This window comes from Streptomyces sp. LHD-70 (assembly GCF_031157275.1).
Classification (GTDB): domain Bacteria; phylum Actinomycetota; class Actinomycetes; order Streptomycetales; family Streptomycetaceae; genus Streptomyces.
On the sequence record NZ_JAVIFW010000008.1, the window covers coordinates 75349 to 97133 of the forward strand.

The 21785-nt window shown below is 71.3% G+C and carries 26 protein-coding genes; 14 read left to right on the plus strand and 12 right to left on the minus strand.

What is annotated here, in order from left to right:
• Window positions 1–240: 240 nt before the first annotated feature.
• Window positions 241–777 carry a hypothetical protein gene (locus RCO28_RS17145; RefSeq protein ID WP_308942009.1) on the minus strand — a complete coding sequence of 179 codons (537 nt, stop codon included), beginning with the start codon at window positions 775–777 and terminating at the stop codon, window positions 241–243.
• A 277-nt stretch (window positions 778–1054) separates the two neighbouring features.
• Here RCO28_RS17145 and RCO28_RS17150 point away from each other — a divergent pair, with 277 nt between their 5' ends.
• Window positions 1055–3769 carry an FG-GAP-like repeat-containing protein gene (locus tag RCO28_RS17150; RefSeq protein WP_308942010.1) on the plus strand — a complete coding sequence of 905 codons (2715 nt, stop codon included), beginning with the start codon at window positions 1055–1057 and terminating at the stop codon, window positions 3767–3769.
• A 30-nt stretch (window positions 3770–3799) separates the two neighbouring features.
• On the opposite strand, the gene RCO28_RS17155 is transcribed toward RCO28_RS17150, so the two are convergent.
• On the minus strand, window positions 3800–4507 hold the full coding sequence (locus RCO28_RS17155) for a hypothetical protein (RefSeq protein ID WP_308942011.1): 708 nt from the start codon (window positions 4505–4507) through the stop codon (window positions 3800–3802).
• A gap of 250 nt (window positions 4508–4757) precedes the next feature.
• Between RCO28_RS17155 and RCO28_RS17160 the strand changes: the two genes are divergently transcribed.
• Together RCO28_RS17160 and RCO28_RS17165 are read left to right on the plus strand one after the other, a co-directional pair.
• Window positions 4758–5075, plus strand: coding sequence for a hypothetical protein (locus RCO28_RS17160; RefSeq protein WP_308942261.1), 318 nt, complete (start codon window positions 4758–4760; stop codon window positions 5073–5075).
• Window positions 5076–5205: 130 nt separating this feature from the next.
• Window positions 5206–5433: a hypothetical protein gene (locus tag RCO28_RS17165; protein WP_308942012.1), complete on the plus strand. Its 228-nt coding sequence runs from the start codon at window positions 5206–5208 to the stop codon at window positions 5431–5433.
• 18 nt (window positions 5434–5451) lie between these two features.
• Here the strand turns inward: RCO28_RS17165 and RCO28_RS17170 are convergent, their stop codons facing one another.
• The 3 genes from RCO28_RS17170 to RCO28_RS17180 form a co-directional block, all read right to left on the minus strand.
• Complete coding sequence (locus tag RCO28_RS17170; protein ID WP_308942013.1) at window positions 5452–5967, minus strand: hypothetical protein; 516 nt, start codon at window positions 5965–5967, stop codon at window positions 5452–5454.
• Window positions 5968–6179: 212 nt separating this feature from the next.
• Window positions 6180–6677, minus strand: a complete 498-nt coding sequence (locus RCO28_RS17175; protein WP_308942014.1) for a hypothetical protein — start codon at window positions 6675–6677, stop codon at window positions 6180–6182.
• Window positions 6678–6803: 126 nt separating this feature from the next.
• Window positions 6804–8426 carry a glycoside hydrolase family 20 protein gene (locus tag RCO28_RS17180; RefSeq protein ID WP_308942015.1) on the minus strand — a complete coding sequence of 541 codons (1623 nt, stop codon included), beginning with the start codon at window positions 8424–8426 and terminating at the stop codon, window positions 6804–6806.
• A 408-nt stretch (window positions 8427–8834) separates the two neighbouring features.
• On the opposite strand from RCO28_RS17180, the gene RCO28_RS17185 reads away from it, so the two are divergent.
• The 10 genes from RCO28_RS17185 (at window position 8835) to RCO28_RS17230 (ending at window position 15961) form a co-directional block, all read left to right on the plus strand.
• Window positions 8835–9392 carry a 2-oxo-4-hydroxy-4-carboxy-5-ureidoimidazoline decarboxylase gene (locus RCO28_RS17185; RefSeq protein WP_308942016.1) on the plus strand — a complete coding sequence of 186 codons (558 nt, stop codon included), beginning with the start codon at window positions 8835–8837 and terminating at the stop codon, window positions 9390–9392.
• Window positions 9393–9529: 137 nt separating this feature from the next.
• On the plus strand, window positions 9530–9910 hold the full coding sequence (gene sdhC / locus RCO28_RS17190) for a succinate dehydrogenase, cytochrome b556 subunit (RefSeq protein ID WP_282510925.1): 381 nt from the start codon (window positions 9530–9532) through the stop codon (window positions 9908–9910).
• Window positions 9911–9915: 5 nt separating this feature from the next.
• On the plus strand, window positions 9916–10389 hold the full coding sequence (locus RCO28_RS17195; RefSeq protein WP_308942017.1) for a succinate dehydrogenase hydrophobic membrane anchor subunit: 474 nt from the start codon (window positions 9916–9918) through the stop codon (window positions 10387–10389).
• Between the two features lie 22 nt (window positions 10390–10411).
• The gene (gene sdhA / locus RCO28_RS17200) at window positions 10412–12181 is read left to right on the plus strand and encodes a succinate dehydrogenase flavoprotein subunit (RefSeq protein WP_308942018.1); all 1770 of its coding nucleotides are present in this window, start codon (window positions 10412–10414) and stop codon (window positions 12179–12181) included.
• A complete protein-coding gene (locus tag RCO28_RS17205; RefSeq protein ID WP_308942019.1) occupies window positions 12181–12939 on the plus strand; it encodes a succinate dehydrogenase iron-sulfur subunit in 759 nt (252 codons plus the stop codon). The genes sdhA and RCO28_RS17205 overlap by 1 nt, the downstream gene beginning before the upstream one ends.
• Before the next feature lie 144 nt (window positions 12940–13083).
• Entirely contained in the window at window positions 13084–13701 is a 618-nt protein-coding gene (locus tag RCO28_RS17210) for a Uma2 family endonuclease (protein WP_308942020.1), read from the plus strand.
• A gap of 9 nt (window positions 13702–13710) precedes the next feature.
• Window positions 13711–14124, plus strand: coding sequence for a VOC family protein (locus RCO28_RS17215; RefSeq protein ID WP_308942021.1), 414 nt, complete (start codon window positions 13711–13713; stop codon window positions 14122–14124).
• A gap of 112 nt (window positions 14125–14236) precedes the next feature.
• A complete protein-coding gene (locus tag RCO28_RS17220) occupies window positions 14237–14665 on the plus strand; it encodes a hypothetical protein (RefSeq protein WP_308942022.1) in 429 nt (142 codons plus the stop codon).
• A 4-nt stretch (window positions 14666–14669) separates the two neighbouring features.
• The gene (locus tag RCO28_RS17225) at window positions 14670–15185 is read left to right on the plus strand and encodes a DCC1-like thiol-disulfide oxidoreductase family protein (RefSeq protein ID WP_308942023.1); all 516 of its coding nucleotides are present in this window, start codon (window positions 14670–14672) and stop codon (window positions 15183–15185) included.
• Between the two features lie 11 nt (window positions 15186–15196).
• Window positions 15197–15961, plus strand: coding sequence for a TetR/AcrR family transcriptional regulator (locus tag RCO28_RS17230; protein WP_374991183.1), 765 nt, complete (start codon window positions 15197–15199; stop codon window positions 15959–15961).
• Window positions 15962–15984: 23 nt separating this feature from the next.
• On the opposite strand, the gene RCO28_RS17235 is transcribed toward RCO28_RS17230, so the two are convergent.
• The 5 genes from RCO28_RS17235 to RCO28_RS17255 form a co-directional block, all read right to left on the minus strand.
• On the minus strand, window positions 15985–16362 hold the full coding sequence (locus RCO28_RS17235) for a hypothetical protein (protein WP_308942024.1): 378 nt from the start codon (window positions 16360–16362) through the stop codon (window positions 15985–15987).
• A 75-nt stretch (window positions 16363–16437) separates the two neighbouring features.
• The gene (locus RCO28_RS17240; RefSeq protein WP_308942025.1) at window positions 16438–16833 is read right to left on the minus strand and encodes a hypothetical protein; all 396 of its coding nucleotides are present in this window, start codon (window positions 16831–16833) and stop codon (window positions 16438–16440) included.
• 9 nt (window positions 16834–16842) lie between these two features.
• On the minus strand, window positions 16843–17277 hold the full coding sequence (locus tag RCO28_RS17245; protein WP_308942026.1) for an ATP-binding protein: 435 nt from the start codon (window positions 17275–17277) through the stop codon (window positions 16843–16845).
• A gap of 154 nt (window positions 17278–17431) precedes the next feature.
• Window positions 17432–18742 carry a metallophosphoesterase gene (locus tag RCO28_RS17250; protein WP_308942263.1) on the minus strand — a complete coding sequence of 437 codons (1311 nt, stop codon included), beginning with the start codon at window positions 18740–18742 and terminating at the stop codon, window positions 17432–17434.
• 53 nt (window positions 18743–18795) lie between these two features.
• Complete coding sequence (locus RCO28_RS17255; protein WP_308942027.1) at window positions 18796–19038, minus strand: SCO4848 family membrane protein; 243 nt, start codon at window positions 19036–19038, stop codon at window positions 18796–18798.
• A gap of 175 nt (window positions 19039–19213) precedes the next feature.
• Between RCO28_RS17255 and RCO28_RS17260 the strand changes: the two genes are divergently transcribed.
• The gene (locus RCO28_RS17260) at window positions 19214–20416 is read left to right on the plus strand and encodes a D-alanyl-D-alanine carboxypeptidase family protein (protein ID WP_374991184.1); all 1203 of its coding nucleotides are present in this window, start codon (window positions 19214–19216) and stop codon (window positions 20414–20416) included.
• A 52-nt stretch (window positions 20417–20468) separates the two neighbouring features.
• On the opposite strand, the gene RCO28_RS17265 is transcribed toward RCO28_RS17260, so the two are convergent.
• Both RCO28_RS17265 and RCO28_RS17270 read right to left on the minus strand, forming a co-directional pair.
• The gene (locus RCO28_RS17265) at window positions 20469–21353 is read right to left on the minus strand and encodes a YihY/virulence factor BrkB family protein (RefSeq protein WP_308942029.1); all 885 of its coding nucleotides are present in this window, start codon (window positions 21351–21353) and stop codon (window positions 20469–20471) included.
• Window positions 21341–21772 (minus strand): GtrA family protein, encoded by a 432-nt coding sequence (locus RCO28_RS17270; RefSeq protein WP_308942030.1) that lies wholly within the window; start codon window positions 21770–21772, stop codon window positions 21341–21343. Before RCO28_RS17270 ends, RCO28_RS17265 begins: the two co-directional genes overlap by 13 nt.
• Window positions 21773–21785 lie beyond the last annotated feature (13 nt).

Below are 21785 nucleotides of genomic sequence, written 5' to 3' on the forward strand. Positions count from 1 at the left end.
CCATTTCGCAGCCAGCAGGAACAAGACGCTACGGCGTGAATGGCCCCCACGTCCATGTCTGCACAACGTGCAACCGCCGGGTGACACAGAGCGGTGTGACAGAAAACCCAACGGTGGCGCTGAAGAGAGTACGGGCCTGTGCGGCCCGTGCCGTGCGACGGCCGGGGCCTCTCCTGTGGGGGGTGGCGGCCCCGGCCGATCGCTGGCGGTTCTTTTTTGGGCCTGGTCAGGGCCGCTGCCTTAAGGTTCCGCGTCCTGCTGTACGGCATCCCGGACGTCTGCTGTCTCGGCGGCGAAAGCCTCCAGGTCCCACTCGTCCACGTCGGACGCCTCCGAAGGCGGGACACCCCACGTGACCTGGGCCACGGCGCCCGCGTCGGCCCACGCGCAGGAACGCCACACGGACACCTTGTCGGGGCCGGGGCGGTCCGCCTCCAGCAGCCGGCAGGTCATCATTTCGCCGACGTCCGAGCTGATCGTTTTCTCTGCCACGATCCGCCGGCCGTCCCGCTTCCGGGCCCGTTCTTCGACGTACTCCAGGAACGCGTCGAACGTCCCGACCAGCCAATCGACCTTGCCGTGCACGCCCTCGACGGTGAGCCGGCCGGCGTCCTCCTCGCCTCTCGGCGGGTCGTACGCGCCGGACACTCCGACCGCGCCGGACACCTCGTCCCGCATCGCACGCGCCAGCGCGGGGTCGGGCCCCGAGTCCGCCAGGCGGAAGCGGATCCCGATCGACTCGCGGGAAGCGCGGAGGCACATCTCACCAGCGTCCACGTCGACACGATCAACCGGCCGACCTTTGCGGCCAGTTGTGAACGCCGGACACACCGCCCTGGCCGCACACCGCCCCATTTCACCCCGTACGGCCCCGTTCGCCGGAACGAGTGCGGCCAATAGCAGCGTCGCCCCGCCCAGAAATGTCACCCGAAAATTCGTTCTGCCGGACGTACAACCAAAGCCCGCTCCGGAGGGTCGTACTTGCTCGTCACACACAGAACTTCCCTGAGGGGTGGGGCATTTGAGCCCGAAAGGTACAAGACGCTACAGACCCATGCCGCTGCGGCGACGGGTCTGGGTGACCCTCGGCGCGGTCGTCGTCGGCGGCACCGGCGTCGCCACGTACGCCATGGCGGGGCCGGACGCGGAGACCGACGATCCGGCGCGCGCCAAGCGGCCGGTCGAGGTGCACGACATCGCGCTGCGCTCGGCGGGCGCCGGCAAGCGGGAGCTGCCGCGCACCGCGACCGAGCCGTTCTCGCTGCTCGGCGTCTCCTGGCAGGGCCCGCGCAAGACGGTCGAGGGCAGCGCGCAGGTGCGCACCCGGTCGGTGGAGAGCGGCACTTGGTCGCCGTGGCAGCCGCTCGGCCTCGACCCGCATGTGCAGGAGGACGTGGAGCCCGGCATGCGGGGCGCGTCCGAGCCGCTGTGGGTCGGCCCCTCGGACGGCGTCGAGGTACGCGTCGTCGCAGCGGACGGCACCTCGACGGCCGGGCTGCCCAAGGGACTTGAGGTCAACCTCGTCGACCCGGGCGTGACCGCGAAGGAAGCGAAGAATCCGGCCCTGGACACGGAGGCGATGAGCACGGCGGCGTACGCGCTGCCCGCCGCCACCGAGGAGCCGACGCCCACCGACCCGGCCCCCACCGAGCCGACGCCCACGGACCCGGCCCCCACGGACCCGGCGCCCGAACCCACGACGTCCGCCCCCACCCCGGACCCCACCGGCGAGCCGACGGCAGAGCCCACCGCCTCCCCGGACCCCACCCCCACGAAGCCCCCGGCGCCGCCGTCCACGGTCGAGCGTCCGCCGATCATCGAGCGGGCCGCGTGGGGCGCCGACGAGTCGAAGGTGAAGGACCCGGTCGAGTACATCGACAAGGTCCAGGCGGTGTTCGTCCACCACACGGTCGGCGCGAACAACTACAGCTGCGCCGAGTCCCCTTCGCTGGTGCGCGGGATCATGGCGTACCACGTGGACGTCGAGGGCTGGAACGACCTCGGCTACAACTTCCTGGTCGACAAGTGCGGCCAGATATTCGAGGGCCGCGGCGGCGGCGTCGACCTGCCGGTCAAGGCCGCGCACACCTACGGCTACAACTCGTACTCGACGGGCATCGCGTTCCTCGGCGACTTCGAGGGCACCTCGACCAGCCCGGCCGGCCGCCCCACGCGCGCCGCCCTGGAGTCGGCGTCCCGCGTCGCGGCCTGGAAGCTCGGCCAGTACGGCGGCGACCCGAACGGCAAGGTGACGCTGCAGCAGATCCTCACCAAGTCAGACGGCACCGAGTACAACGGCGTGCGCAAGGAGTTCGACGTGATCTCCGGGCACCGGGACGGCTTCGCCACCGTGTGCCCCGGCAAGGCGCTCTACCCCAAGCTCAGTGAGATCCGCCGGTACGCGGGGAGCGCGGGCCGCGACTCCGCCGTGCCCACCGCCGACGTCAACCGGGACGGCATCGCCGACCTGGTCGCGGGCACGCCCCGCGCGTCCGGCGACGCCGGCACGCTGACCGTCGTACCCGGCGGCCTCGACGGCCCGGTGGCCACCGCGAAGAACACCCTCACCCAGTCGAGCCCCGGCGTCCCCGGCGCCTCCGAGTCCGGCGACGGCTTCGGCTCGGCCACGGCCTGGGGCGACATCAACGGCGACGGCTGGGCGGACCTGGCGATCGGCGCGCCCGGCGAGGACGACACCAGCGGCCACGCCGACCGGGGCGCGGTCACGGTCCTGTACGGCCCGGCCCTGAACACCGGCACGTCCTTCACCACCGCCGCGGGCGCCGCCCCGACCGGCGCGAAGCTCGGCTCGGCGGTCACCGTCGGCGACTTCGACGCGGACGGCAAGGCCGACGTGTTCGCGGCCGCCACCGGCACCGGCGGCTTCTGGCAGTCCCGCACCGGAACGGACACCGGCACCGCGACCGGCTCCGGCCCGGGCGGCGCCCTGACGACCGGCACGGGCGCCCTCGCGTACGCGGCCGCCACGTCCGGCGACTTCAACCGCGACGGGTACGCGGACGTCGCGCTGAACTACCGCGACCAGTCCGGCACCGGCCGCGTCGTCTGGTTCAAGGGCGGCAGCGCGGGCCTGACCAAGGCCGGCACGCTCTCCGTGAAGGGCGGCCGCTCCCTCGCGGCCGGCGACTTCAACGGCAACGGCTACGACGACCTCGTGATCGGCCAGGCGTACACGGCGGAGTCCGGCGCGTACGCGGGCGGCCAGCTGACCATGGTCCTCGGCACGTCCACCGGCCTCACCACGACCGGGGCGCGCACGATCCACCAGGCCACCTCGGGCGTCCCGGGCGCCGCCGAGGCGGGCGACGCGCTGGGCTGGTCGGTGTCGGCGGGCGACGTGAACGCGGACGGGTACGCGGACGTCCTCGCGGGCGCGCCCCGCGAGGACATCACGCGCGACGGCACGGCCCGCAAGGACGCGGGCACCAGCCTGCTCATCCGGGGCACCTCGACCGGGCTCAGCGGCACCGGCGCCGTCGCGTACACGCAGGACACGTCGGGCATCACCGGCGCCACCGAGGCGGGCGACCGGCTCGGCTCCGCCGTCGTCCTGCACGACCTGTCCGGCTACGGCCGCGCGGACCTCGCCATCGGCGTGGACGGCGAGGACGCGGGCAACGGCACGGTCCTGCAGCTGGACAGCGGCAGCAAGGGCGTGTCGACGTCGGGCGGCGTGTACTACGGCGTGACGCAGCTCGGCACGCCGGCGGGCGCCCGCCTGGGCGGGACGCTGACGCCGACGCACTGAGGCACCGACTGCGGCAGGCGCCCGGGCCGTTCAGGACCCGAGCGTCTGCCGCAGCTTCCTGAGCTGGGCGTCGTACAGATCCTGCGGCAGCTCCGCCTGCTCCGGGTCGCTCAGGTGCAGCGCGAGGAACAGCGCGAGCACGTTCCCCTGGCGCACGGCGGTCATCCGCAGCGGCACCTGCTGGCCCTGCGCCTTGCCGGTCATGGACCACGCGACGGCCTCGTCCCCGCCGGACGGGGCCTCGTCGGTCCGCACGTCCACGTACTCGACGGTCGCGCCGCCGTTGTTCCCCGAGGTGCTGAACCCGTCGGCGCAGTCCTTCAGGGCCATGCGGACGGCGGCGATCGTGGTGGCGGCGCCCTCGCCCTCGTACGAGAAGAGGCTGGTCGTCACGGCCAGGCCGCGTTCCGTCGTCGAGCCGTAGGAGCGGCTGGACCAGGCCTTCGCCGCGGGGGTGCGCGTGACGCCGGAGCCGGTCATGTCGGCGAGCGGCCGGCACGCCTCCCGGTCGGCCTTCGGGCGTACGGCGGGCTGGTCGTTGTCCTCCAGGCGGTAGCCGCGGACGTCGGTCCTGGTGGCGAGGGCGCCCGCGAGCCGGATCTCGGACGGGACGGGGGTGGCGGAGCTCTTCGTCGCCGAGGCGGCCGGGGTGTCCGGCTCGCTCGACCCGGCGGAGCATCCCGCGACACAGGCGAGGGCGACGACTGCGGTGGCGACGGCACGCAGGGGGCGTCGCATACGTATCTGCTTCACATCCGTACAGCGCCGCCCGCGCCCCGCCCGTCACTCGGCGCGCTCCGCCGGATCCCGTGTCGATTCGGCGAACTTCGGCGAACACGGTGCGACGCGTCTGTGAGGGTTCCGGGGACCTGCCCCGAACCGGGTAATGATCTGCGCCTCCAGCGCGCAGTAGCCCTACGTGACTGCACTGCAAGCAACAGCCGCCACGCCCGCGAAGCCCGCCCGCTGGGCCGCCGACTCCGTCTCGATGCTCCGCGAGGGCGCACGCCTCCGCCTGGACCACACCCCGCAGAGCCTGTGGAGCGTGGACCGCGTCATCGCCGAACTCCGCCGCGAGGACCCGCCGTACGAGGCGGTCGCCCAGGCGCTGCGCGGATTCGGCGCGTACGCGGGCGAGGTCCTGGTCCGCGAACTGGGCGCGGCCTGGGAGGAGTCGGGCGACTCCTACGGGCTGCGCACCCCGGACGGCACCCTCTGGGACCCGATCGCCGAGGCCCGCCGCACCTTCGAGGGCGAGGGGTCGCTGCGCCTGCTGTGCCGGGACGCGGTGCACGCGGCGCCGTAACTCACCGCACTCTGCTGGGATTTGCCCACACTTCCGGGAATTGCCACTTCCGGGAATTGCCCCGGTTCGCCCCCTCGGGTCGCGTGGTTCCGCGCGCCGCCACGCGCCTTGTTCCTGGGGGGACTTGCCCATGAAGATCCGTATCTTCAGACGCACCGCGGCCCGCTCGGGCGCGGTGCTCGCCGCGGCCCTGGCCTTCGCCACGGCGGGCCTCGCGCACGCCCCGGCCGCGCAGGCCATGGACCTGGCCAAGGTGCGCAACCGCTTCGAGCTCGGCCCCGCCGAATCGCTGCAGACGTTCTACCTGACCCTGCACGGCCGCGCCCGCCACCGCGCCACCCGCCCGAACCGCCCCTGAGGCGGCCGCCGGCGTCGGCTACCCCTGCACCCGAGCCCGCCGCGACACCACGGCCCGCACCACCCGGCGGCCCTCCGTCGAGACGACCAGGGCCTGGCGCAGGCCGCCGCCGGGGGTGGCGAGGAGGTCCAGGACGCGGGTCTGGCGGCGGAGTTCGCCGGAGGTCAGCGGGCCGTCCGTGTCGGTCGGGGACGTCGCGTCGAGGAGGCGGTGGATCTGCAGGGACGCCGCCGAGCAGGCGTCGGCCCAGGCGCGCAGGTCCGGGGACGGGAAGTGGTCCGGGGTGGCGGACAGCATCCGGTGCACGAGGGCCGCGCCCTCGTCGGACGGCTCCCCCACCGTGCCGTACGCCTTGCGGACCAGCGCCAGTTCCTCGCCCCAGCCCGCGCCGCCCGCGTCCAGGCTTGACCAGAGCGGGCGAAGCACCTCGTCGTCGGCCTCGCCGAGCAGCGGCAGGCAGCGGTCCAGGCAGGCGAGTCCGCCCGCGGCCAGACTTCGGTCGTCGGCCTGAGCGATCAGTTCCACCAGGCTCATCGGGGTCGCCTTCCGTCGCGGACGCTGCACTTCCTGTTACTGCGTTCCACTGGCCGAAAGCGTCACCGCCGTGGCCGAATCGTCACCGTCGGGGCAGCCGAAGGCACCGTCGGGGCAGCCGAAGTCACTGCCCGGGCAGCCCGAAGCCACCGCCGGGTCAGCCCGAAGTCACTGCCGGGGCAGCCCGAAGCCACCGCCGGGGCAGCCCGAAGTCACTGCCGGGGCAGCCCGAGCCGTTCCAGGAACCGGAAGAACAGCAGCTCGGCGGAGGGATCGGCGGGCGCCTGCAACACCTTCACCAGGTCCGCCACCGGCGCGGGTTGCCGCCCCGCCTCCGCAGCCCAGGCCGCGGCCCGCTCCGCGGCGTCCTGCGGCGGCAGGAACAGATCGTCCGGTTCCTTGCCCTCGGCCGCGAGGAACGAGGCCATCCCGTCCCGCGCCAGGCACGCGTTCCACGCCCCGCTCCGCGGCCCCGCCGCCTCGACCGCCACGCACGCGCTGTCCATCACGAACCCGAAGAGCGCGGGCTCCCCGGAGTCCTCGGCGAGCTTCACCATCGACCCGACGTCGGGGACGGAGGCCTCCCAGATCTGCCAGTCGTCGGCGCGCCGTTCGTGCAGCGCGAGCCCTTCGCGTACGCCGCCGAGCGCGTCGAGTTCCGCCAGCGGCCGCTCGCCGTGCCCCACGACGTAGTACCCCCAGAAGCCCATCCCGCTTCCCCCTTGCCCCCGTGTCGGACGGTCGGCTCTGCACTGAGTCCGAACTGAATCCAACACACCGGCAAGGGAGTTCGCCACCGAAAGCGCCCAAGATCCACCCGACGGATCCCGCGCACCTCAGCCAAGGCGTTTCGCCAGCTCCTGGAACTCGGGCCAGGACAGGGCGGGCTTGCGCTCGTCCCACACCTTCTGCGCCATGGCCCACAGCGGCATCCGGATGCCGTCGGCGACCTGCGCCTGCGTCTGCGACTCGGACAGATCGCACCAGACCGCGAACCGCGCGCCCAGGATCTGCTCGTCGTACTTCTCCGCGACGGGCTCCGTGCCGCGCACCACCAGCGGCGTCCACTCCTCGTAGATCCGCTCACCGGTCGGGTACGTGAACTCGTTGGGCTCTCCCAGGACGTAGTAGAGGTACTCGTCGTTGAGGTTGACCAGCTTGCGGCCCGCGTCCAGATACTCCACCGGCTCGCGGGCGCCGATCTCCTTGCCCGTCCAGTACTCGACCTCGATGTCCTCGGCCGCCTTCACCGTGCCGCCGCGGAAGAACCCGTCGTTCCAGGCCTTGAGCTTCTTGCCGGTCGGCCGGACAGTGTCCGCCCGGTCGTTGAGCCAGCCCGTCGCCAGATCCTGCACCTTCGCCGCTCCGCCGTACTTCTGCTGCGCCGCCCGCGCCAGCTGCGGGTACGAGGCCTCCGGGTCCGAGGCCATCAGCGCCTGGTACTCATCGGCGCCCAAGTGCCAGTAGCCGCCCGGGAACAGCTCCGCGTACTCCTTCAGGAGCTCGTCGACGATCTTCGCGGCGGCCGGCTTCGAGATGTCCACCGCGCCCCGCGCCGGCTCCCCGCTCGCACTCACCAGCTGCAGCTCCGGGTGGGCGCGGATCACCGCACCCAGGTGCCCGGGAGAGTCGATCTCCGGGATCACCGTGATGTGCAGGTCCTGCGCGAGCTTCACGATCCGCCGCACCTCGGCCTTCGTGAGGTGCTGCTCCGACACCACCTCGGGGTGGTCGTCCGACTCGATCCGGAAGGCCTGATCGTCCGAGAAGTGCAGCCCCAGCTGGTTGTACTTGAGGTCCGCGATCTCCCGTATCCGCTCCTCGATCCACTCCGCCGAGAAGTGCTTGCGCGCGATGTCCAGCATGAACCCGCGCTGCGCCTTGGCCGGTTCGTCCCGTACGACCCCCTCGGGGGCGGTGCCGTCGCCGCTCGTCATCTGCTTCAGGGTCCGTGTGCCGTAGAAGACGCCCGCGTCGTCCGTCGCGGAGATCCGCACCCGCTTGTCTCCGACGTCGACGGTGTACGCCTCCCCGCCCGCATCGCCCGAGTTCAGGACCAGCTCGACGTCGCCCGGCCCGGCCTTCGCGCCCTGCGCGTACTTCAGCTGCAGCTCACCGGCGAGCAGCCGCCCCTCGTCGGCCAGCTCGTCCTTGTCCTTCTCCGCGACCACGACCTGGCCCTCGGGCCCCGGCTTCCAGCCCGGTCCGCGCGCGGCCTTGTGCTCGGCCACGGCGGGGATCGTCTGCGGCGCCTTCGACACCGGGTACGTCGGGCTCGGCTCGGCCGCCTGCGGCGGCGGGCTGTTGTCCGCCCGGTCCGCCCCGCCGCCCTCCGAGCCGCCGGGCCAGACGGTCACGGCGAGGAGTACGGCACCGGCGGCGGCGACCGCGCCGCCGGCTATCGCCCCGGTCCTGCGCCGGCCGCGACGCTCCGCGCGCCGGCCGTGCTGCCCGGTCATGTGGGGCTCCCGGTGCCCGGGCCGATGGCCGTCGTTCCCGCGTCAAAGATCATCCGCATCACGTGAGCAACCTCCCATGAGAGGCGACACCCCCGAACGGTTTCCGGACGGTCGTCCACGACACGTACCGAAACTCTCCCGTCCGGGTGAAAATCGCGCATCCGTCGGACAGCTCCCGTCACGCGTCGATAGCGTGACGCCACTTCTTCGCCCGAAGACGTCTCGTCTGTCGGCTTCTTCTGTCGGCTTCGTCTGTCGGGGCCGGGCCCGACTCCCACCGGCGCCTTCCACCGGCACCGCCTCACCGAGGAGCGCACGCTGTACACGCCTCCGCCACCGCGCGCCAGGAAACCGCCCGAGCCCGGAGCCATACCGGCCCGAGGCCGCGGCAGCGGCCCCACCTCCACGGTGCACCGGGGCCTCCAGGTCTTCAACCGCGCCCCGGAGACCACGGCGACCAGCTGGCTCCTCACCTGCTGCAGCAGCCCCGCCTGGGCCGGGCGCCTCGCCGCCCACCGCCCGTACCCGACCACGGACGCCCTGCTCGCCGCCGCCGACGAGGCCGCCTACGACCTCGCGCCCGCCCAGCTCGCCACCGCCCTGGCCGCCGAACGGCCGCACGGCCCGCACCCCTCCGGCATCCCCGCCGCCGCCCGCACCGCGCTCGACGCCGCGCACGCCGCGTACGAGAGCCGTTTCGGCCATGTCTTCGTCATCGCCCTGGCGGCCTACCGGCCCGACGAGCACCTCGACCAGACCCTCGCCGGACTCCGCGCCCGCCTCGCCAACGACGCCGAGGAGGAGCGCGTCGTCGCCGCCGAGGAGCTGCGGCGAGTGGCCCGGGCGCGGCTCACCCGGCTCGTCTCCGGAATCGGGGCGCAGGCCGTCGGCGAGGCGGTGAAACCCGGGAAATCGGGGGAATTTCCGGACTCAGGCCCGGCCGATAGCCCGTACGTGCCTGTTTGATCACACCTGACGACCCCGCGCGGGCGTGCCGACAGTTGGTCGATACGATGACGGACGGCCGGTGGACCGTACCCGGCCGGGCCAAACCGACACAGAAGCCGGCGCGGCCCCAATCCCCGCTCCCGGAGGGTTCTTCCGTGCCGGCTGGAACGCTGTACCGCGGCCGGGAAGGAATGTGGTCCTGGGTGGCTCACCGAGTCACCGGCGTCCTCATTTTCTTCTTCCTGTTCGTACACGTCCTCGACACCGCACTCGTGCGTGTCTCCCCCGAGGCGTACGACGAGGTCGTGGCCACCTACAAGACACCGCTGGTCGCACTCCTTGAGTACGGCCTCGTCGCGGCCATCCTCTTCCACGCGCTCAACGGCCTGCGCGTCGTCGCCGTCGACTTCTGGTCGAAGGGCGCCCGCTACCAGAAGCAGATGCTCTGGACCGTCATGGCCATCTGGTTCGTGCTGATGGTCGGGGCGCTCTACCCGGTCCTCGGCCACGCCGTCCGCGAAGTCTTCGGGAGCTGAGGCACATGTCCGCTGACACGACCGCTGCCGCCGGCGCCACCGAAGTGACGCTCTACGACGTGGACAACCCCGCGCCCGTCATCGAGGCCCCGCGCAAGCGCACCAAGAAGACCCCGAAGGCCACGCGCGGCAACTTCGAGATGTACGGCTGGCTGTTCATGCGCCTGTCCGGCATCGTCCTGGTCGTCCTGGTCCTCGGCCACCTGCTGATCCAGCTCGTCCTCGACGGCGGCGTCTCCAAGATCGGCTTCGCCTTCGTGGCCGGCCGCTGGGCCTCGCCGTGGTGGCAGGCCTGGGACCTGGTGATGCTGTGGCTCGCCATGTTGCACGGCGCCAACGGCCTGCGCACGATCATCAATGACTACGCCGAGCGCGACAACACGCGCTTCTGGCTCAAGATGCTGCTGTACACCGCGACGGTGTTCACCGTCCTGCTGGGCACGCTGGTGATCTTCACCTTCGACCCGAACATCCGCTAGGCCGGGGCTGAGGTAACCACTGATGAAGATTCACAAGTACGACACCGTCATCGTCGGCGCCGGCGGCGCCGGCATGCGCGCCGCCATCGAGGCGACGAAGCGCAGCCGCACCGCCGTGCTGACGAAGCTCTACCCCACCCGCTCCCACACGGGCGCAGCGCAGGGCGGCATGGCCGCCGCGCTCGCCAACGTGGAGGAGGACAACTGGGAGTGGCACACCTTCGACACGATCAAGGGCGGTGACTACCTGGTCGACCAGGACGCCGCCGAGATCCTCGCGAAGGAGGCCATCGACGCGGTCCTCGACCTGGAGAAGATGGGCCTGCCGTTCGGCCGTACGGAGAACGGCACCATCGACCAGCGCCGTTTCGGCGGTCACTCCCGCAACCACGGCGAGGCTCCTGTCCGCCGCGCCTGCTACTCCGGTGACCGCACCGGCCACATGATCCTCCAGACGCTGTACCAGAACTGCATCAAGGAGGGCGTGGAGTTCTTCAACGAGTTCTACGTCCTGGACCAGCTCATCGTCGAGGACCCCAAGACGGGGGTGAAGCACTCCGCGGGCGTCGTCGCGTACGAGCTGGCCACCGGCGAGATCCACGTCTTCCAGGCGAAGTCCGTGATCTACGCCTCCGGCGGCACCGGCAAGTTCTTCAAGGTGACCTCCAACGCGCACACCCTCACCGGTGACGGCCAGGCGGCCTGCTACCGGCGCGGACTGCCGCTGGAGGACATGGAGTTCTTCCAGTTCCACCCGACCGGCATCTGGCGCATGGGCATCCTCCTCACCGAGGGCGCGCGCGGCGAAGGCGGCATCCTTCGCAACAAGGACGGCGAGCGCTTCATGGAGAAGTACGCGCCCGTCATGAAGGACCTCGCCTCGCGTGACGTCGTCTCCCGCGCGATCTACACCGAGATCCGCGAGGGCCGCGGCTGCGGTCCCGAGGGCGACCACGTCTTCCTCGACCTGACGCACCTGCCGCCGGAGCAGCTGGACGCCAAGCTCCCGGACATCACCGAGTTCGCGCGTACGTACCTCGGCATCGAGCCCTACACGGACCCGATCCCGATCCAGCCGACCGCGCACTACGCCATGGGCGGCATCCCGACCAACGTCGAGGGTGAGGTCCTGGCGGACAACACCACCGTCGTGCCGGGTCTGTACGCGGCGGGCGAGGTCGCCTGCGTGTCGGTGCACGGCGCCAACCGCCTGGGCACCAACTCGCTGCTCGACATCAACGTGTTCGGCCGCCGCTCCGGCATCGCCGCCGCCGAGTACTCCGCGAAGGCCGACTTCGTCGAGCTGCCGGAGAACCCGGCCGAGCTGGTCCAGGAGCAGGTCGAGCGGCTGCGGAACTCCACGGGCAACGAGCGCGTGGCGGAGCTCCGCAAGGAGCTGCAGGAGACCATGGACGCCAACGTCATGGTGTTCCGCACCGAGCAGACCATCAAGACCGCGGTCGAGAAGATCGGCGAGCTGCGCGCCCGCTACAAGAACGTGTCCGTCCAGGACAAGGGCAAGCGCTTCAACACCGACCTCCTCGAGGCCATCGAGCTGGGCAACCTGCTCGACCTGGCCGAGGTCATGGCCGTGTCCGCGCTCGCCCGCAAGGAGTCGCGCGGCGGTCACTACCGCGAGGACTTCCCCAACCGCGACGACGTGAACTTCATGCGCCACACCATGGCGTACCGCGAGGTCACGGGCGAGGGCGAGGACGCCAAGGACTCGATCCGGCTCGACTACAAGCCCGTCGTCCAGACCCGCTACCAGCCGATGGAGCGTAAGTACTGATGGCAACTCCCGTACTGGACAAGGTCGAGGCCGAGGCTGCCGCCTCTCCGTACATCACGGCCACGTTCCGGATCCGCCGCTTCAACCCGGAGATCTCGGACGAGTCCACCTGGGAAGACTTCCAGGTGGAGATCGACCCGAAGGAGCGCGTCCTCGACGCCCTCCACAAGATCAAGTGGGAGCTGGACGGGTCGCTGACCTTCCGCCGCTCCTGCGCGCACGGCATCTGCGGCTCCGACGCGATGCGGATCAACGGCAAGAACAGGCTCGCCTGCAAGACGCTGATCAAGGACATCAACCCGGAAAAGCCCATCACGGTCGAGGCCATCAAGGGCCTGACGGTCCTGAAGGACCTGGTCGTGGACATGGAGCCGTTCTTCCAGGCGTACCGCGACGTCATGCCGTTCCTCATCACCGAGGGCAACGAGCCGACGCGTGAGCGCCTGCAGAGCCCCGAGGAGCGCGAGCGCTTCGACGACACGACCAAGTGCATCCTGTGCGCCGCGTGCACGTCGTCGTGCCCGGTGTTCTGGAACGACGGGCAGTACTTCGGCCCGGCCGCGATCGTCAACGCGCACCGCTTCATCTTCGACTCGCGCGACGAGGCCGGTGAGCAGCGCCTGGAGATCCTCAACGACCGCGACGGCGTGTGGCGTTGCCGCACGACCTTCAACTGCACGGACGCCTGCCCGCGCGGCATCGAGGTCACGAAGGCGATCCAGGAAGTGAAGCGCGCCCTGATCACGCGCCGCTTCTGAGGTCGTTCGCTTCACGTGGTCGAGGCCCCGTCTCCCTTGTGGGAGGCGGGGCCTCGCTCGTATGGGTGAAGGCCTCGGGACCAGACGTTCGAGGCGCAGCCGGTCTACGATGATGGCCTCGACACCCGCCACCGGGAGGCCACGATGTCCGCAGCACCTGTCGAGCACTTCGGCACCGACGCCACGGCACCGTCGCTGCTCGAAGAGGCCAACACGCTCATGGAACGCCTCCCCGGCTACCGAGTCGAGATCATCGAGGGCCGCCTGACCGTGACACCTCCCGCAGACGTCGCCCACTCCAGGGCCCTCAACCGTCTGGTCCGTCCGTTCATCGCCGCAGGCCTGGACGACGGGGCGACGGAAGTTCACCAGGCCATCGGGCTCTGGCTGCCGACCGGGGCCGAGGACTTCGCCATCCCTGACCTGTCCATCGTGGACGCCGATGTCGACGAGCACCTCGTCGAGAACAACTGCTACGACCCGGTCTGCTTCCGGCTGGTCCTGGAGGTCACCTCCAGCAACTACCGCGCCGACCTGCGCACCAAGGTCGCCGCCTACGCAGACGCGAAGGTCCCGGTCTACCTGATCGTCGACCGCAAGCACCAGCGCCTCCACACCCTCACCGAGCCGCTCGCCTCGGGCTACGACAACCACCAGGTCTACGCTCCCGGCCAGACCGTCGCCCTCCCCGAATCCATCGGCGCCGAAGTGACCCTCGATGTCGCCGAGATCCTCAAGGCCGGGGAGCCCCGCCGCCCCTAATGTGACGCCATGTCACTTCAACTGCTCGGCTTCGACAACGTCCTGCTCCCCGTGGGCGATCTGGACGAGGCCGTGGACTTCTACGAGCGGGTCGGCTTCCCGCTCTCCTTCCGGCTCGACGAGGCCGGGATCGCCCTGCTGAAGGTGGGCGACGAGACGCCCGGTGTGCTGCTGCGCCAGGAGGACGGCCTGCTTCCCCGCGCACCCGGGACCTGGACGCCACGCATCTGGCTGGAGGTGCCGGACGCCCGCGCGGCCTCCGGAGACCTGGCGGCCGCGGGCCTGCGCCCCGATCCGCCGCTCTCCGTCTCGACCGGCTGGACCGTCGAACTCGCTGACCCCTGGGGCAATGTCATCGGTTTCACGGACTACCTGAAGCGCCCCTCGCTCGCCCGGAAGCAGTCCGCCGAGACTCCCGCTTGAACGTGTTCAAAAACAGGTCTACAGTCCATGACAACAGCTTTTGAACGCGTTCAAGAGGGCTGACGACGGCATCCTGCCGTCCCCTCGGGCGCCTTGAAAGGGGCAGGGACCCATGGACCTCACCGTCCTCGCGTACGTCGTCTACCTGGCGATCAGCATCGGCCTCACCGTCTGGGTGGCCCGCACCCTCAGCCGCAACGGGCGGATCTTCCTCGGCGACGTCCTGCACGGCAACGAGAAGCTCGCGGAGGCCGTCAACCACCTTCTGGTCGTCGGCTTCTACCTGGTCAACCTCGGCTTCGTCGCCCTCTACCTGAGCGGCGACGAGGAACTCGGCACCGCCCGCGAGGTGTTCGAGGCGCTGTCGGTGAAGCTGGGCGTCGTCCTGCTCGTCCTCGGCGTGATGCACCTCGGCAACGTGTGGGTGCTCAACAAGATCCGGCGGCGCGGAATGATGGAGCGCGAGCAGCTTCCGCCCGTACCGCCGCAGGGCCTGAGCGGCCAGCAGGGCGCCTGGGCGGCCAAGCCGGCCGGGGCCTGAGCCGATGACCGCCGAGGCCACGGCCGCCGACCGGGACCCCGCGCGGGTCCCGGTCCGCCGGCTCACCGTCCTGTACGACGCGAACTGCCCGCTCTGCACCCACGTACGCCAATGGCTCGCCCGGCAGCGGCAGTTGGTGCGGCTCGACCTGGTGCCCGCCGGGTCCGAGGAGGCGCGCCGGCGGTTCCCGGGGCTCGACCACGGGGCCACGCTCGACGAGATCACCGTCGTCGCCGACGGCGGCCAGGTCTACCGGGGGCCCGCCGCCTGGGTCGTCACCCTGTGGGCCCTCGCCGAACACCGCCCGCTCGCCCACCGCCTGGCCACTCCGGCCGGCGCCCGCCTCGCGCGCGGCGCCGCGCTCGCCGCCGCGAAGTGGCGCGAGGGGCACCGGGAACAGCCCGGTGGCGGCTGGGGCGGCGGGGTGTACCGCACCGCGGACGGCTGGGTCTACCACCCGAAGCACGGCTGGAGCCGTACGACACCGTCCTGTGCCGACGGCTCCTGCACCACTGGTTAGGCTCTGTCACCGTGGCAGCGACGAACGACGAAGCAGACGCGAACCCCGGCGGGGACGAGGGCCGGAAGTCCCCCGCGAAGAGCGAGCAGACCCGCGCCCTGATCCTCGAAACGGCCATGCGGCTCTTCCAGGAACGCGGCTACGACAAGACGACGATGCGGGTCATCGCCAAGGAGGCCGGGGTCTCCGTCGGCAACGCGTACTACTACTACGCGGGCAAGGAACACCTCATCCAGGGCTTCTACGACCGGATCGCCGCCGAGCACCAGGCGGCGGTCCGGCCGGTCCTGGACCGCGAGACCGACCTGGAGGCGCGGCTCGCGGGCGTGCTGCGCTGCTGGCTCGACATCGCCCAGCCGTACCACGAGTTCGCCGCCCAGTTCTTCAAGAACGCCGCCGACCCGGACTCCCCGCTGAGCCCGTTCTCGCCCGAGTCGGAGCACGCCCGCGAGGCCGCCATAGACGTGCACCGCGAGGTGCTGCGCGGCTCCAAGTCCAAGGTGCCCGAGGAACTCCGTGAAGTCCTCCCCGAGTTGATGTGGCTCTCCCAGATGGGACTCGTCCTGTACTGGGTCTTCGACCGCTCCCCCGGCCGCACCCGCAGCTACCGCCTGGCCGCCCGCGGCGCTCGCCTCACCACCCGCGGCGTGGCCCTGTCCCGCTTCCGCGTCCTGCGCCCCCTGGTCCGCGAGGTGCACGAACTCTTCACGGACTTCCTGCCGGGGATGACGCGGCCGGAGGACCCCGCGAAGCCCGAAGCGGACAAGGGGCCCTAGGCCGTGTCCGTGCCCGCTCGCCGCTACCCGGGGAGTCGGCCCGCCAGCAGGATCAGTGCCGCGAGCCCGGCCAGCGCGCCCCCGCCGACGGCCATGGCCACACCGCTGCGCCTGGCCGTGCACACGCCCAGGACGGAGACGACGCCGACGGCGGGCACGACGTACGAGGTGAGCGCGGTGAGGACACCGGGGAAGCCAGGGGTCCGCACCCCGTCCCGGCAGGTGCCGCAGGCGATGGCCAGAAGCGGTACGACCACCATGATGGCCACCGTCAGAAACGCGAGGACGATGGCGAGGACGGCGCGCACCGCCCGGTCGGCGGCGGGCGGCCAGTCCGGGGCGCCGTTCTCGGACGAGGCGCCGTTCTCGGACGGGGAACCGGCGGGATCGGTCGGTGTCATGACGGCGAAGCTACGGTCCCGTGCGCGGGCCTCGGATCCGCGCTCGTACTCAAGTGCCGTACTCAAGTGCCGCACTCAGCGGGCCCGGGTGTTCTCGCCCAGCTCGCGCATGGCCCACGCGTGGGCGCTGATCTGGCGGCGCAGGGAGCCCGTCGTGAAGAGGGCCACGCCTGCCGCCGACACCGGGACGGAGAGGGCGAGGACCGCCAGGGCCTCGGGCCAGTCGCGTTCGTCCTCGCACCGGTCGCCGCGCTGCAGACCGCCGTTGGCGGTGCCGTACTCGGTCAGGAGGCGGGACTCGCACTCCTGCGGGTGCTGGTCGTCGGGCTTCCTGTCGACCTCGTACGGGGTGAGCAGCAGCATCACGCACCAGGTCCACTGCAGGGCCGCGACGACCAGCAGGACGACGCCCCATGTGCGTATCCGGGTGGCTCTGTCGCGGTAGTCGAGGTCGTACTCGCGTGCTCGCATGCCGTGAATCTAGCCCGCGAGGCAGGGCTCGGCGGAGCCGACCAGGACCCAGACCGTCTTGCCGTGCGGGCCGCGCCGCCACACTCCCCACGCGTTCGCCACCGACTCGACCAGCTGCAGGCTCCGCCCGTGGTCGTCGCCGCCCAGGCCCACCAACAGGCCGGGTCCTGCGCGGAGTTCGGGGCCCGTGTCGGACTCGTCGGAGACCTCGATGAAGCACGTGCCGTCCGCGAGGACCGTCACCGCCACCTCGAACTCCCGCTCCCGCAAGGGCCCATGGCGTACGAGGAGGGTCGCGAGCTCGGAGACGAGGAGGGCCGCGTCGGCCACGGCGGGGGTGTGCGCGCCGTGGCCCCAGGCCGTCATGTGGTCGCGGACCCGCAGCCGGGCGAGGCCGACGGACGCCGGGTGCCGGGGCAGCCGGAACGCCGCACGTCTGAGCACGACCCACCTCCCCGGATTCCTCCGCGCACAGTCACGGGTTCTGCACACCCGACATCCCCGATGCTGCGCCGTTGCGGCGGGTGATGCCAGAGGGGCGGGCGTCAAGAACCGTGGACTGGCCGGAACCGGACCTCAGGGAGGGCGCCGGGCGGGCTCAGGCCTGGCGCGAGGCCAGCGTCACCACGGTGATGTCGGACGGCGCGCCCACCCGCACCGGCGGACCCCAGGCGCCCGCGCCCCGGGTGACGTACAGCTGAGTGTCGCCGTAGCGCTCCAGGCCCGCCAGGGTCGGGTTCGCGAGGTCCGCGATGATGTTGCCGGGCCACATCTGGCCGCCGTGGGTGTGCCCGGAGAGCTGCAGGTCGACGCCGTGCCGGACCGCGTCGTGGATCATCACCGGCTGGTGGGCGAGGAGCACGGAGGCGCGGCTGCGGTCTCGGTCGCCGAGCGCCTTGGCGTAGTCGGGGCCGTCCTCGTACCGCTCGCCCGCGAGGTCGTTGACGCCCGCGAGGTCGAAGCCGCCGATCTCCACGCGGGCGTTCTCCAGCGGGTGCAGGCCGAGTTCGCGTACATGGTCGACCCACTGCTCGGCGCCCGAGAAGTACTCGTGGTTCCCGGTGACGAAGAACGAGCCGTGCCGGGCGCGCAGTTGGGCCAGCGGCTCGGCGGCCGGGCCGAGGTTTTCCACGCTGCCGTCGACCAGGTCGCCGACCACCGCGATCAGGTCGGGCTGCGTGGAGTTGATGGTGTCGACGATGCGCTGGGTGTGGGCGCGGCCCAGGATCGGGCCGAGGTGGACGTCGCTGACGACGGCGATCCTGAACCCGTGGGCGGCGCGCGGGAGTTTGGCCAGCGGCACGGTGACGCGCTTGACGCCGGGGCCGCGCAGCACGTTGTTCGCCCCGTACCCGACGGTGCCGAGGGCGGCGGCCACGGCGGCACCCGCGACGACGCGGGAGACGAAGAGGCGGCGGGAGGGGCCGCTCGTGGCGCCGGTGAGGGCCGCGGGCGTGTCCGGCACCGAGGGCGGCGACGACAGCGGCGACAGCGGCGGCGGCTCCGATGCGGCGTCCGCCAGGGCGGGTTCGGGGTCGGGCGCGGTGTCGGCGGGGGCCGGGGTCGTGACGGGCTTCGCGCTCGGCGCCGCGGCGGGGGTCGCGGGGGCCTCCGCAGGGGCAGGCTGCCGCATACGTACGTCCCCGCGCCGCAGCACCCGCAGCAGCACCGGTCGTACGGCCTCGCCGACGAGCAGCGCGAGCGTCAGGTAGATGGAGACCGCCATCCACAGATAGCCGGGCCAGGCGAGGACCTGCTGGAGCCAGAACGGCGCCCCGGCGCGGTCGCTCATGAACCCGGCGATCATCAGCAGCGGCCCGGCGACGAACACGGCCGTACCGATCCGGCGGGCCCGCGTGCGCCGCGCCGTGGTGTCGCGCACCACGCGCCGCCAGCCGTACCACTGCATGCCCACGAGGAGCGCCAGGATCGCGAGGAACAGGAAGCTCACGGCAGTGCTCCCTATGACCTTCGGCGCAGTGCACGCACGCCGCGCAACCCGATGACCCCGATGACCGTCCCCAAGACAAAGGACACCACGGCAAGCAGCAGATGGACCCAGAAGTACCCGGTCGGGTCACCGGCGTCGTCGAAGGCGAGCCCGCTTCCGTCCTTCCAGAGGTTCTTGACGAAAGTGATCCAGATGACCCAGGACCAGACGCCGAAGGCGAGCAGGAACCACGAAACCGGGCGGCTGAGCTTCATATCCCCAGTATCGCGCCCGGCTCGCGCACGCCGCCGTCGGGGTGGTTCGAGTGATGATCCGAAGACACAGCCGAACGGGCCGCGCACAGGTCGGCGAATCCCCTGTACGTTCCTCACCGTGCCTGCCTTGACTGCGTCTGTGACCGCATCTCTCAAGCGAACGACCGCTGTTGCAGTGGTTTCTGCCGCTTTTCTGACCGCTTCTGTCGCCGCTCCCGCCGTCGCGGACGAGAAGCCGGGCAACAAGCCGGACAAGCCGAAGCCCCCGGCGACGATGTCTCAGGTCGGCGGCGCGCGGCTCGGACAGGCGGGTACGCAGGTCAACCTCGGGCCTGGCGTCCCGGCGCTGCCGAAGAAGCTCTCGGGACGCTCCTGGATCGTCACGGACGCCGAGTCGGGCGACGTCCTCGCCGCGCACAACGCGCACTGGCGGCTGCCGCCCGCGAGCACGATGAAGATGCTCTTCGCGGACACGGTCCTGCCGAAGTTCCCCAAGGACCAGAAGCACCTGGTGGAGCGGGAGGAGCTGCTCGACGTCGGCGTGGGCAGCAGCCTCGTCGGCATCAAGGAGAACAACACGTACAGCGTGCACGACCTGTGGCTCGGGGTGTTCCTGCGCTCCGGGAACGACGCGGTGCACGTGCTGTCCCACATGAACGGCGGCATCGAGAAGACCGTCGCCGACATGCAGAAGCACGCCGACGAGCTGCAGGCCCGCGACACCCATGTGGTCAGCCCCGACGGCTACGACGCGAAGGGCCAGGTCTCCTCCGCGTACGACCTGACGCTGTTCGCGCGCTCCGGGATGCAGAAGAAGGACTTCCGGGAGTACGCGGCGACCGCCACCGCCGAGTTCCCCGGTGAGCAGAAGAAGGGCAAGAAGCGCGGGCACTTCGCCATCCAGAACACCAACCGCCTGCTGACCGGCGCCGACGGCGTGACCCCGTACAAGGGCATCGCGGGCGTGAAGAACGGGTCCACGACGAACGCGGGCACGACGTTCACCGGGGTCGCCGAGCGGAACGGGAAGGTGCTGCTCGTCACCGTCATGAACCCGGACTCGGACGAGTCGATGGCCGTCTACAAGGAGACCGCGCGCCTGCTCGACTGGGGCTTCGCCGCCGACGGCAAGGTCGAGCCGGTGGGCGAGCTGGTCGCCCCGGCGAGCGCGGACCGGAACGCGAAGGGTGCGGCCGCGCCCGAGAAGACCCCTGCCGGGGGGAAGTCCGAGGCCGCCGCGGGGAAGGGCGAGTCGAGCGGTGTCGGCATCGCGCTCGCGGTGACGGGTGGGGTGCTTGTCCTCGTCGGCGCCGGAGTGTTCCTCGTCAACCGGCGGTGGCCGCTGCCGGAGCTGGTTCGGCGGTTGCCCCGCAGGTAGTCGTGCCCGCACCGTCGGCTCGGGTGCCGTCTATCGCCCTGCGGGCTCGTCCTCAAGCACCGGACGGGCTGGTTGTAGCCGCCTCAGGCTCCTTGCTGCGTGTAGCCGTCCACGCCGCGCAGAAGAGCAGCAGCTTTGCCGTGAAGTTGATCCACAGGAGCAGGGCGATCGGGGTGCCGAACGCGCCGTACATCGACTTGCCCGCGACGCCCTTGATGTAGCCGCCGAGCAGGGCCTTGAGGAGTTCGAAGCCGACGGCCCCGATCAGCGCGGCGACGACGAGCCGGTGGCGCGGCGGATGCACGCCGGGCAGCAGGGTCAGGACGTACAGCAGGATCAGGAAGTCCGCGAGGACGGCCAGGGCGAAGACGGCGGCGGACAGGAGCGGGCCGATCCACCCCTGGTCGTCCAGGCCGAGGGCCTCGGTGATCCGTGTGACCGCCGTGTTGCCGACGGCCGAGGCGACCAGCGAGACGAGGCCCACCCCGCCGAGCCCGACGAGTACGCCCGCGTCCTTGATCTTGCGCAGGAACGGGTTCTCCTCCTCGTCGTCCTTCTCCCACACCGCGCGCAGGCAGTCCCGCATCGAGCCGACCCAGCCGATGCCGGTGAAGAGCAGCAGCGCGCCGGCGACCAGGCCGACGGTGCCCGCGTTCTGCACGAGGGCGTTGATGTCGAGCTGCTCGGAGATGCCGGGGACCTGCTCGCTGAGCTTGTCCTGCAGTTCGGCCTGCTGCTTCTTGTTCAGGGTCGCGGCGGCCACGGCGGCGGCGACGGTCAGCAGCGGGAACAGCGCCAGGAAGCTGAGGAAGGTCATCGCCGCGGCCAGGCGCGACCAATGCACCCGTTCGAGCGTTTCGTAGCTGTGCCAGGCGTGCGTGTCCATCAGGCGGCTCACGAGCGGCCCGATCACGGGGAGGTTCTTCAGCCAGTCCATGATCTCTGTCTGCCCTCCATAGGGAAGACCAAAGTCCGAGTACCCCAGAAGCGGACCACAGTGGCCAGCGCCATGCCGACTCCCGCGCCGGAAACGGTGTCCGCGGTCCGTGAGGTGAGGCCGAGCCCGTAGTGCGAGCAGGCCAGGCAGAGGAGTTGTACGAGGGCGCCCGCGACGTTGACCGCGAGGAACACCACGTACTGGCGGAGCCGGGAGCCGTCCGGGGTGCGGTGCCGGTAGGTGCCGAGGGCGTTGCCCGCGTACGCGACCGTGCAGCCCGCGACGAAACCGGCGGCCTTGGCGGTCAGCGGGTCCCAGCCGGCCGGGCCGCGCAGCCAGACGAACAGGGCCAGGTCGGCGGCGTACGCGCTGACGCCGGAGAGGGCGAAGCCGACGAGTTCGGCGCGCCGCACGTTCACAGGTCGGCGACCG